At 39.6% G+C, this 12,272-nt stretch carries 9 protein-coding genes; 1 reads left to right on the forward strand and 8 read right to left on the reverse strand.

The genetic code is table 11. The features are described 5' to 3' along the window. Window positions 1-24 precede the first annotated feature (24 nt). From LIR34_RS00220 to LIR34_RS00230, 3 genes are read right to left on the reverse strand one after another with little or no spacing between them, the layout of a single operon-like run. Window positions 25-1,704, reverse strand: a complete 1,680-nt coding sequence (locus LIR34_RS00220) for an ABC transporter substrate-binding protein (RefSeq protein ID WP_161285624.1) — start codon at window positions 1,702-1,704, stop codon at window positions 25-27. 21 nt (window positions 1,705-1,725) lie between these two features. Beyond that, on the reverse strand, window positions 1,726-2,619 hold the full coding sequence (locus tag LIR34_RS00225; protein WP_118697337.1) for a carbohydrate ABC transporter permease: 894 nt from the start codon (window positions 2,617-2,619) through the stop codon (window positions 1,726-1,728). A 16-nt stretch (window positions 2,620-2,635) separates the two neighbouring features. Beyond that, window positions 2,636-3,574 (reverse strand): ABC transporter permease, encoded by a 939-nt coding sequence (locus tag LIR34_RS00230; protein WP_161285625.1) that lies wholly within the window; start codon window positions 3,572-3,574, stop codon window positions 2,636-2,638. 141 nt (window positions 3,575-3,715) lie between these two features. Between LIR34_RS00230 and LIR34_RS00235 the strand changes: the two genes are divergently transcribed. Beyond that, window positions 3,716-4,744, forward strand: a complete 1,029-nt coding sequence (locus LIR34_RS00235) for a LacI family DNA-binding transcriptional regulator (RefSeq protein ID WP_161285626.1) — start codon at window positions 3,716-3,718, stop codon at window positions 4,742-4,744. Window positions 4,745-4,819: 75 nt separating this feature from the next. Here the strand turns inward: LIR34_RS00235 and LIR34_RS00240 are convergent, their stop codons facing one another. From LIR34_RS00240 to LIR34_RS00260, 5 genes are all read right to left on the reverse strand, one after another. Continuing rightward, window positions 4,820-5,275, reverse strand: coding sequence for an Hsp20/alpha crystallin family protein (locus LIR34_RS00240; protein ID WP_118750212.1), 456 nt, complete (start codon window positions 5,273-5,275; stop codon window positions 4,820-4,822). A gap of 156 nt (window positions 5,276-5,431) precedes the next feature. Beyond that, a complete protein-coding gene (locus LIR34_RS00245; RefSeq protein ID WP_015541701.1) occupies window positions 5,432-5,890 on the reverse strand; it encodes an Hsp20/alpha crystallin family protein in 459 nt (152 codons plus the stop codon). A gap of 468 nt (window positions 5,891-6,358) precedes the next feature. Then, window positions 6,359-6,949, reverse strand: a complete 591-nt coding sequence (locus LIR34_RS00250; RefSeq protein ID WP_173901619.1) for a hypothetical protein — start codon at window positions 6,947-6,949, stop codon at window positions 6,359-6,361. Then, window positions 6,946-9,384 carry a glycoside hydrolase family 3 C-terminal domain-containing protein gene (locus LIR34_RS00255; RefSeq protein ID WP_173901618.1) on the reverse strand — a complete coding sequence of 813 codons (2,439 nt, stop codon included), beginning with the start codon at window positions 9,382-9,384 and terminating at the stop codon, window positions 6,946-6,948. The genes LIR34_RS00250 and LIR34_RS00255 overlap by 4 nt, the downstream gene beginning before the upstream one ends. Before the next feature lie 26 nt (window positions 9,385-9,410). Further along, a complete protein-coding gene (locus tag LIR34_RS00260; protein WP_173901617.1) occupies window positions 9,411-12,272 on the reverse strand; it encodes a glycoside hydrolase family 3 C-terminal domain-containing protein in 2,862 nt (953 codons plus the stop codon).

Here is a 12,272-nt window from a genome sequence, read left to right on the forward strand (position 1 = left end):
CAAATTCTCCTGTTGTTTGTATCGTTATTTTTCTTCACTCAACGACTTCTGATACTCATCAAAGTATTTCTGTTTAATTGAAATATAATCAGAAAGTCCATACTGTTCCATTTTCTTCAGATAAGAATCCCACTCTTTTTCAATTCCGCCATTCAGGATCCAGTCTGCTTTCTTCTGTTCTGCATATTTTTTGATATCTGTATCATACTGAGATACTTTATTGGTGTCATCAATGCTCATGAATACGTTTGGATAAACATATTTACTGTTCATATCCTGTAAATAAGTTTCATGCATATTGTCCAGACGCCATTTTGCATCCTCTGGCTGTGTTACATAGACGTCATAATATTCATTCAGAACTGCAAGAGGACCATTTACAGATTGTGCTTCACGTACTTCTACCGGAGACTGATCCCCCAGATCCATATGTTTCAGCATTTCTCCACCCTCTTTATTTGTAGACAGTTCAAAAATGTTAAAGGAATCCTTCTCTCCATAAGTTCCCCAGTTATTCTGTGGTGACTGAAGTGGTGCATACATCTGATCGATCCATGCAGCAGCAAGTGCTGTGTTACGGCAGCTGGATGTAAGAACACATCTTCCACGATCATATCCACTTGTTTCACTGTTGTTCTGTCTTGTAATATTCCGCATACCATCTGGTCCTGTCAGAGCCGGCAGCATAACATAATCTTCATTATTATCAATATTGGCGATATCCCATGTAAAGCAGAGACCATAGCGGTGATTCTTTCCTTTGGCGACATAAGTAGACCACTCTTGTGTAAATGCTTCCGGGTCAACCAGATCCTCTGTTACAAGTTTATGTAACCACTCAATTCCTTCTTTGTATCCTTCCTGAACGGTTGTATAAATAACTTTTCCTTCATCCGTTACAGCGAAATGATCTCCTGTATCTCCATAGCCTTCTCCAAATCCATTGAGCAGAATTGCCGGATCCTGGTCACCATTATTGATGATAAATGACATTGGAATCACAGCACCTTCAATTGAAAATTCTTTTTCAAGCTCTTCTGCATGATCACGGAATTGAATCAATACCTGTTCCAGTTCATCTGTTGTTGTCGGGATCTCAAGTCCTAGATAATCCAGCCATTTTTTATTAATATACGGAATGTCTCCGATTGCCTGAATGGCTTCTTTTCCAGAACCAAGCTGTTCAATCCATGGGAAGGAATAAATATGTCCATCCGGTGCTGTACACATTGTCCTGTATTCTGGATATTTTTCAAACACTGCCTGTAAATTCGGCATATATTTATCTATCAGATTTTCCAGTGGAATGATGATTCCCTGTTTTGCATAACGCAGCAGATCATAATCGCTCATTCCAGCATTGAATAATCCATCTGGCAAATTTCCAAATTGTGCAAGCGCCAGATTCTTCTTATCAGAGAACTGATCCGATACAAAACAAGTCCAGTCAATATGAACATTGGTCTGCTCTTCCATTCGCTGAAAAATTACTCGTTCATTCGGGTCCTGTGTTGATGTAGCCGGTGCATTTGTAATAAAGGAAAGCTCTGCAGTTTCCTTTAATGGAAACTGCACCTCTGATACAGGTGTACCCGGATCAATTTCAGCCTCAAGCTGCTGCTTTTTTCCACATCCTGCAACTCCCACCATCATCGTCAGGGACAGTACAATTGCAAGCAATGCATTTACTTTTCTTTTCTTCATATCTGTATCGTTCCTTTCTTATTAGCCTTTTACCGATCCGACCATAATTCCTTCATCAAAGTATTTCTGGAAGAATGGGTACATTACTAACAGTGGTAAACTTGATACTACGATCGTTGCATATTTCAGCTGTTCTGCTACTTTTGCCATTTCTGCTGTACTCTGAATATCAGCGATCATTCCAGGCTGTGGTGTATTCTGTACCAGGATGGAACGGAGTACCAGCTGTAATGGCTGAAGATTTGCATCATTCAGATAAATCATTGCATCGAAATAACTGTTCCACATTCCAACAAAAGACCAGAGTGCCAGTACTGCGATGATTGGCTTACATACCGGAAGCATGATTTTAAAGAAATGCTGGATCTCATTTGCACCGTCAATCGCAGATGCTTCTCTTAATTCTGTCGGGATTGACTGATAATAAGTTCTGGCAAGAATCATATTCCATACATTAAATGCTCCTGGAATCAGGATTGCCCACACTGTATTAACCATGTGCAGCTGATTGATCAGGATAAATGTAGGAATCATTCCACCACCAAAGAACATTGTGATCAGGAAAATAACATTGAAAAAGTCTCTTCCTACAAATTCCTTCTTTGACAGTGGATACGCAGCCAGTAATGTCACAAAAACAGAAATTACTGCAAATGCAAGTGAATACAGGAAGGAATTCAAAAATCCACGCCAGATCATTTCGTTCTCTAATACTCTTCGATATGCGTCTAATGTCCAGTCCTTAGTGTTAAAACTCAATCCCTGGTTATTCAAAACAGTAGGATCCATAAAGGATGCGAGTACTACATAAATAATCGGTATCGCTATAGAAAGGACGAATAAACCAAGAATAGTAAATCCGATTCCAAGGATTACTTTGTCTGTCCTTGAATATTTTCTCTTTTTTTTCTCCATCTCTTCTCCCTCTTTTCTATAATCCTTCTCCATCATTCAGTTTCTTAACAACCCAGTTCACAAAGATCAGCAAGATAACATTTACAACTGAATTGAAAAGACCTACTGCTGTCGAATATCCATAGTCTCCATTCAGAAGTCCAATACGGTATACATATGTAGACAGGATTTCTGATGCCGGAAGGTTCATATCTGTCTGTAAAGCATAAGCTTTTTCGAAACCAATACTCATGATATTTCCAGCCTGCAAAATAAACTGAATTACAATGATATTCTTAATTGCCGGCAATTCTACATACCAGATCTGCTGCAGAAGATTCGCTCCATCCATGATGGCTGCTTCTTCCAGCTCCTTGCTGGCATTCGCCAGTGCTGCTGTGTACATGATAGATGCCCATCCTGCGGTCTGCCAGATTCCACTTGCAATGTAAATTGTCCGGAATGCAGAAGGCATTGTCATCCAGTTTGTACTGATTCCTAATACTTTATTCAGTGGGCCTACAGGAGATAAAAGCATACGAACCATACCACAAAGCACGATGACTGAAATAAAGTTTGGCATATAGATCAAAAGCTGCACTTTCTTCTTAATTCCGGTCTTACGAATGCGATTCAGAAGCAATGCAAGAATGATTGGAACCGGAAATCCCCACAGTAATCCATAGATACTCAATTTCAACGTATTCATCAGATAGTTCATGAAATCTGGTGAAGATAAGAATCGTCTGAAATACTCAAGCCCTACCCAGGGACTACCAAGAACTCCTTTTATTACATTGTAATCTTCAAAAGCAATCAGAAGACCTCCCATCGGGAGATACTTAAAAATAATTGTCAGTAAAAGTCCTGGCACCAGGAAAAAAAGATATAACTGCCAGTTTTTCTTCACATAAGTCATCTTCTCTCTCCACGTTCGCTTGCTTACGGACTTTGCTTGATTTTGCATTCTTTTCATGCACTTCTTCCTCCATTCCATTGATTTTATGAGAACCGGTTACGTAATCAGTTATTTTATCGTTGCGTTTTTCCATCAAAATTGCTATACTGAAAAATATTATTAACCGTCAGCCATCATATTGAAGGAGATTCAACTTTTATGAGTAAAAAGAAACAGGTAACTTTTGCAGATATTGCGGAATACACCAATTTTTCAAAAACTACAATATCAAGATACTTCAATCATCCTGATTCTCTTACATTAGAAAACCAGGAAAAGATTTCACAGGCTCTTGACACACTTGGATATAAAAAGAATAAGCTGGCAAAAGTTCTGGCAAATGGAAAAAGTGAATTTATTGGAATCATTGTTCCGAATCTTTACCTGCACTATTATTCTGAGATGCTGACACAACTCCTTTCCAGCTACCGTGATTATCATTATAAGTTTCTTGTTTTCGTCAGCGAACATGGCGCAGAAGAAGAACAACAGTATATTGAAGAACTTCTGTCTTATCAGATTGAAGGACTGATTGTTTTAAGTCACACTCTTCCATCTGAGAAACTCGCTTCCTACCAGATTCCTGTCATCGCAATTGAACGCGAAGCAGAGCATATCAGCAGCGTCAATACTGACAACTATATGGGAGCACTTCAGGCTACTTCTCTGTTGATTCGAGATAAATGTGATATATTAATTCACATAAATGTCAATGTGAATAAATCCGCCCCGGCTTATGACCGAATCCGGGCCTTTCAGGCAACTTGTGAAGAATATCATGTGCCATATGATATAGATTTGAGTGTAAAAGGTGATTCTTATCATGAGCTTTTAGATGTAATCCGAGAGATTTTCAATAAGATAGAATCAAAATACCCCGATCAAAAAAAAGGTATCTTTCTTGCGAACGATACCTATGCTAATATGTTTCTTAATTTAATTTTCCAAAAATACGGGACATTTCCTTCCACTTACGAGATTGTTGGATTTGACAATTCTCCGATTGCCAGCGAGGCAATCCTTCCGATCACAACCATCGGACAGCAGATCGATGTGATTGCAAAAACTGCCATGGATCTTCTGGTCCAGCAGATGGAGGAACAGAAAAAGCGTGTTCCCAAACCATTGGGTGAACCCATCCATAAACAGATTACACCTATATTAATTCGCCGCAATACAACAGAATAATTTATTTCTCATGTAAAAAAGGCCGGGATCCTTTCGGATCCCGGCTATATATGGGGGGAGAATAAGCAATGGAAGTTAACCTTCGATTGCGATGTAACCATCTTTTTCTTCAACGGCTTTCGGTGCTTTCTTCGGAACAGAAAGTTTCAGAATACCGTCTTCATATTTCGCATGGATATCTTCTTCACTGACTGCATCACCAACATAGAAACTTCTACTTAAAGTACCAGCATAACGTTCACGTCTGATGTAGTTGCCCTTCTTATCCTGTTCATCTTTATCAAGACCTTTGGCTGCTGACAGTGTCAGATAACCATCCTTCAGCTGAACCTTGATCTCGTCTTTCTTAAATCCCGGAAGATCCACATCCAGTTCATAACTGCCATCAGTTTCACGGATATCCGTTTTCATCATGTTCTGCGCATGTTTACCATAAAGCGGATTCTTCTTGCCCCAGAACTCATCTTTAAACGGGAAGTCCATCCAGTCATCATCAAATAAGTTTTCTCCAAAAATACTAGGCATCAACATAAGTCATCGCTCCTTTTCATGACAAACAAATCTATTTTTAAGTCTTTCGACTGTTACTTACTAATCTATTTTAAGGATACCGCCCGAAGTCTCCGGGCAGTATCACGAGTCTTTAACGATCATACATTACCTGACGGAAATGAATCAACTTCTCAATCATTCAATGGTGATATATTTCGGATCGTTGGAAACCGGTTTTGCTTCTTTCTTCGGAACAAACAGTTTCAGGATACCGTGTTTATACTCGCCCTTGATGTCTTCCTGTGTAACATCTTCACCTACATAGAAGCTTCTCTCGCAGGCTCCTGCGTAACGTTCACGTCTGATGTAACGTCCTGTCTTCTTGTCATCCTCTTCCTCATCAAGGCCTTTAGCTGCACTGACTGTCAGATAACCATCTTTCAGTGCTACCTTAACTTCATCTTTCTTGAATCCAGGAACATCAATTACAAGTTCATAACCTTCCTTGGTTTCTTTAATATCGGTCTTCAGAAGATTCTGTGCTCTGTGTCCGTACAGCTTCTTCTCTGCTTTCTTCTCATCTTTATCATCGTAATAGAACGGTGTAAAGAAATCATCAAATAAGTTTTCTCCAAAAATACTAGGCATTAACATAAGTCATCTCTCCCTTTTCTTTTATGATCTATCTTGAAATAAGTTTTAAGTTCTGAACTCGGTTGGTATGAAGGATATTCAGAAGATTTTCTTTCAATCTTTTTATCTCATATCCCTCTTCCTTTGTTCTAGTTGTAATATAACACTTATTATTAGCACTGTCAAGAGGTGAGTGCTAATTTTTTGTGAAGAATTTGTGAACGCTACAAGCCATGCAAAATGGTGAAAAAAGACGCCCTGCTAGTTTACTTGCAAAGGCATCTTTTTTTGCTATTTTATAGGGCGACAGCCCTACAGCGAGGGAACTCTTTCCCGAGCTGTGCATGGCGTAACATTCTCTTTCGCACTCGATTTTCTTGGTTTGACCACATTTTTACGACAAATTCTTGGAAAAATATATTTGTCTGATTTTCTTACTACTCCTCATCTCTTTTATTATTAGATTTCAGGCATACTTGCTAATTTCTTCTATTCAGCCTTCCCCTCTGGGAAAATAATTTTAAACACAAAGAAAAAAATCACCATGGAAACTCCACCTGTGATAATTGTCACAAGCATGTTATAGACTGCCGGTGCCACATATGCAGCTGCAACTGGCATCCATAGATTATTAAATCCATTACAAATCAGTGAAATTACCACCCATGCAACAAAATACCAGATTGCCTGATATACAGGATTTCCATGGCTTTTAAAAGTAATATTTCTCTGAAGCGGAAAATTGATACACTGTGCAAGAAATGACCCCAATTCATAACTGATAAAATAGCCAAGTCCACCACCGATCAGTATATTTCCCGTTGCATCACGCAATACATTATACCCCAGCAAACTCCATGTAAATTTTACTCCAAACAGATTTATGGAAACCTTTGGCCACATAAATTCTGTACCAGCCAGACCAATTCCCAAAATCCCTGGTAAAAATGTAAATACAAGATACTGGAATACTGTCACGCCCATACTGAATATAACAAAATAGAATATCTGATAAAGCCATTTTGCAATAGCAGAATGTTTCTCTTCAAAACATTTCCATATATTTTTTATATGATTCATCTGCACTTCCCTCCGGCTCCTTTTAATAATTTTTCATATTTCTTATTATTTCTTCTGTTTCTGAAATATCCGCCAATTACTTTTTTTACTCCACGCATAAAGTGTCCATTCACAGCATCGACAATTCCATATACCATTTCCATACTGACTGCCCCGCCGGTCATCTTGGCAATACCTCTAAATGGCATGTTGTAAATAAAAAGAATATTCAGATCCGGCTTTCCCTGTGCCTCACTCTTCTTTTTCATTTTTGTGAGACATCTATATATCAGTCTCGCAAGTCGGCTTTTTGCATAATACATCTGACAAATTGCATCATTGATTTCCAGATTTCCACTCCATCTTCTGTCCGGTATCTCATGGCCAAGAAGTTCACGAAATTCCTCATCTGATATTTTCTGCACGATTCCTGTATAATAGTAAGGCATTTTTGCCGGATTATACGGATATCCTTTACTATTTCCTGTTCTCTCAGTCATACCTGTTAAACGAATATCTGCAACACTGGCTCCTACCATAATCTGATAAGTTCCTGTTTCTATTTCCCACTGTCCCGTTTTTATATTCCAATAACGGAATGTCTTATCATCAAACGAAATCCTGAGCTGTCTGCTTTCTCCTGCCTTTAGATAAACTTTTGCAAAACCTTTCAGTTCTTTTTCCGGTCGGAACACGATTGCATTAGGAAGTCCTACATACATCTGAACAACCTCAGCTCCGTCTCTGTCACCTGTATTGGTAACCGAAACTTTGATTCCATCCTCTTCTATGATAAGATCAGAATATGTAAATTCCGTATAGGAAAGCCCAAAGCCAAATGGATATTGCACCCGGACTTTTGAAGTATCATAATAGCGATATCCCACATAAACACTCTCGCGGTATTCCGATGTTTTCTCATTACTTGGATAATATCGGAATGCCGGTGTCTGTTCATAAGATATGGGATATGTTTCTGCCAGTCTTCCTGATGGATTCACTTTTCCGGTCAGAATATCCAATGTTGCAGAAGCACCTGCCTGTCCATTCAGATAGCCATGCAAAATCGCTTTGCAGCAGGTGTACCATGGCATTTCTATCGCAGATCCTGCACTCAGTATTCCAATAATATTTTCATTCACTTTGCTGATATCCTGCAAAAGATCTATCTGATCCTGCGGAATACGCATATGGGTTCTGTCCAGTCCTTCTGATTCACTGATCTCATCAAGACCAAAGCAGAAAATCACAATATCCGCGTTCATAGATAAATTTAATGCAAACTTTCTATCATTCTCATCTACATCTCCATTTCTCTGATAGCCTCTTGTCATTCCCAGAATATTCAGATCATATTGTTGCAAAATTGATGACATATCTTCTACTTTTGTTGGATTGACCATAGAAGATCCTGCCCCCTGATATCTGGGTGAAAAAGCAAAATCTCCAATAACAGCGATGGATTTTTTTGTATCCAGCGGAAGAATCTGTTTTTCATTTTTCAGAAGAATCATGCTTTCTGCTGCTGCTTTCCTTGCCAGTTGATGATGTGCGTTTTTGTCAAAGTTTTTATCTGAAAGCTTCTTCCCTGATGTCAGTTCCAGCACTGCATCCACCAGTTCTCCAACTCTTTCATCCAAATCCGCTTCCTTCAGCTTTCCATTTCGGACAGCAGCAATCACTTCTCTTGCAGAATCATACCCACAGGACGGCATCTCCAGATTTGAGCCGGCAGCAACACCTTTCACATGGTCATTGCTTCCGCCCCAGTCTGTTACTACAATTCCATCAAATCCCCAGTCTTTGCGCAAGATGTCTGTCAAAAGATGTTTGTCCTCATTAGCATAAATCCCATTAATCTGGTTGTAACTGCTCATGATTGCTTTTGCGTGTCCTTCTTTAACAGCTATCTCAAAACCGGTCAGGTATATTTCTCTTAATGTCCGTTCGTCAACAACTGCGTCCATTGCCATTCTCCTAAGTTCCTGACTGTTAACCGCCAGATGCTTCGGGCAGGCATAAACGCCTTTACTCTGTATTCCACGAATATATGACGCTGCCATCTTCCCGGAAAGATATGGATCTTCTGAAAAATATTCAAAATTTCTTCCACATAATGGGCTTCTTTTAATATTTAATCCCGGACCAAGCAGGATATTTACATCCATACTTGCTGCTTCTTCTCCAAGAGCCTGTCCGATCTCTTCCCCCAGATCCTGATTCCAGCTGTTTGCTATCGTCGCTGCTGTGGGAAAACAAGTTGCATTCAAGGATGCATTCAGTCCCAGATGGTCTCCTGCTCCTGCCTGTTTTCTGATTCCATGCGGTCCATCTGAAAGAAAGATGGACGGGATGGAAAGCCTGTCAATTTCTCTGGTCTGCCAGACAGTTTTTCCACTGAGTATCGCTGCCTTTTCTTCTATTGTCATCTTTTCAACCAATTTTTGCTGTTTCATAACTGTTTTCCATCCCACTTTCATCCTTATTCAGCATTCTTTCTTTTCTTATATCCTCTGATTACCAGTACTTCCATTCCTGCCATGAAAAGTGCTATTACAATGTCGATACCAATTCCTGCTTTCTTCCAGTTTTCCATACCTGTTTCTTCGTGTTCTCCATCATAAGCCCAGCTGCTTACAACTGTATACATGACATTTTTGCAGGCATTTCTCATCTGAAGTACAGATGTTGGATGCTCCGGATTGGCTACATTGTTCTCTTCTCCGTTGAATGTGGACAACATTGCATCTACTCCATTCGCCAAAGCTGCATCTGCATTCATAAATCCATGACCATTGTTTCGGAAGAAGTCTGTAAGTGCCATTCCCCTGAATCCCCATTCATCTCTGAGAACTGTATTCATAAGGTTACTGCTTTCTCCAGTCCATTTATCTCCAAGGAAACTCCAGGAAACCATAACCGCATTTGCGCTTCCCTGTTTTACAGAAATTTCAAATGGTTTCAGATAAGTTTCACGGATTGCCTGCTCATTTGACCAGACACTTACCATCTTTGCATTTCCTTCATACAGTGCAAAATGCTTAATGTAAGAATAAACTCCATATTTTCTTGCACCTTCTACTGCATTTGCCCCCATATTTCCTGCAAGAACTCCATCTTCTGAAAAATATTCATAGTTTCTTGCTCCAAATGCGGTTCTATGAGTATTCATACCTGGTGCATACCAACCCTCTGCACCCATTTCCTGACTGATCTTGCCCATGCATTCGCCCCAGGACTGTGCAAGTTCCTTATTCCATGTGGAAGCAACCACAACTTCAATTGGAAATCCAATAGAACCAACTCCTGTAAAGTTGTTATTAATTGCTGCTGGTCCATCGAAATCAAGTGTAGCCACTTTTCCCACAGAATCCATGGCTGCTGTCTGATAACCAGCCATTGCAATCATATTTTCCATTTCATCAACAGTAAGCTGATCCAGAAGTTTTTCCCAACGAGGATCGTCATAATCAGCATCACGCATATCAGCTAATGTAAGTCCATTATCTGCTCCCGTTGTCGGCATTACATCCTCATCATTGAGGTATGTAGTCTTGTCAAAGTTGCTGTTTAGATGATATTCAGAAACATATGGCTCACTCAGCTCTGCAGATGCCGGTGCTGCTGTAGCCTCTTCATAATTTGCAAAATGATCTGCACGTGACAGATATGTTATATCTCCTTTTGCATCTTCAAATACATTTGTTGCTGCAGTATTATCTGATGCTCTTTTATTTTCTCCCTCATATACTACATCAGCATCTGCAGTATAAGTTTTCTGATCCAGCACAGTGTGTGAATCGCTGTTGATAGAGATCACATAATCGCCTTGTTCAAGAACATACGCTTTTGCATTATTCTCATCATAAGAGGCCATATCTTCTATACTAAATGTAACTGTAACGGTCTGAGATTTTCCCGGCTGAAGCAGCTCTGTTTTTGCAAACTCGATCAGATTTGCAGAAGATTTCTCAATTCCGCCATTTGTATATGGTGGATTATAATACACTTCTACTACATCTTTTCCGGCAACATCTCCGGTGTTGGTTACTTCCACATCTACAGAAATCTGTCCGTCTTTTTCCTCCAGTTCGCCCATTTTCTGTTCAAATTCTGTGTAACTCAGACCATATCCAAATGGATACTGTACAGTCTTGTCGTAATCAATCGCACCTTCCTGTGCAGCTGTTTCATAGTATTTATATCCTACATAAATACCTTCCACATAATTGGTAAATGCTGGAGCATACACCTGAGCAGTTCCTGCATTCATTCCCTCAACTGCCATATCTGCCAGATTTGTATACTCGATTTTTTCTGCATTATTCCACCACGGAGCAGTCGTCATATCATAAATAAATGTATCCGGTGTTTTTCCGGAAGGATTGACTTCTCCTGAAAAAACTTTACCAAGTGCATCAAATCCCACATTTCCAGTTCCGGGACACCATACAACAGATTTAATCTGTGGATATTCATCTACGAAACCAAGTTCAAACTGATTTGCTCCATTATAAATCACAATCACATTATCAAAGTTTGAGCAAACCATATCCACCATATCTCTCTCAGTTTGTGAAAGCTGTAAATAATGCTCTCCCTCAGGAAAATCATCATATTCATCTGAATTATTATCATAGGCTGCTTTTTTTACATCCATAGGAATATCATTATGACCTTCACCTGCTTTTCTGGAAAGAACCACAACTGCCACATCAGAATACTCTTTTGCACCTTTAATAAGCTCATCACTATACGTATCTACAGGTGGCTCCGGTAATGTCCAGCTCTGTTTCTGGATAGACATTTCCGGATTATCTGCACCATAATTGTTATAAAAATCAACCAGTTCCTGGTTAATAGAAAATCCGGCATTTTCAAGTCCCTGATTCAGACTGACAATATCATACAGATCATTAATTCCACCGGAACCAGCTCCTCCGTAAGCCGGATTGATAGATTCCCAGCCAAAAATATTCAGTTTATTTGTTTCATTTAAAGGAAGCAGGCTTTCATTCTTCAGAAGAACAATTCCGTTTTCCATAATCTCTTCTGCCACTTCCGCAGCTTCTTCATTTGTTTCATCGCTTAAAGTTCCATTTCCCGTTGCAAGTCCAATCAACGTAGCCATTGGTCCAAAACAGATCATATTCACGCAGACAACAACTGCAAGAACCATTGCGATCGCAGCTTCCCTTCTTATCAGAAATCTTTTGTCCCTGGACATCCTGCGGCATGCGGTCATAATTACGATTCCAATTACAAGTGCAGCAATAATACCGATAATATACGGTTTGCATAATTGTAATACCGCCAGAACATCTTCCATTTCAACACTGATCAT

The organism is Blautia sp. MSK17_66, from assembly GCF_020538025.1.
GTDB lineage: Bacteria > Bacillota > Clostridia > Lachnospirales > Lachnospiraceae > Blautia_A.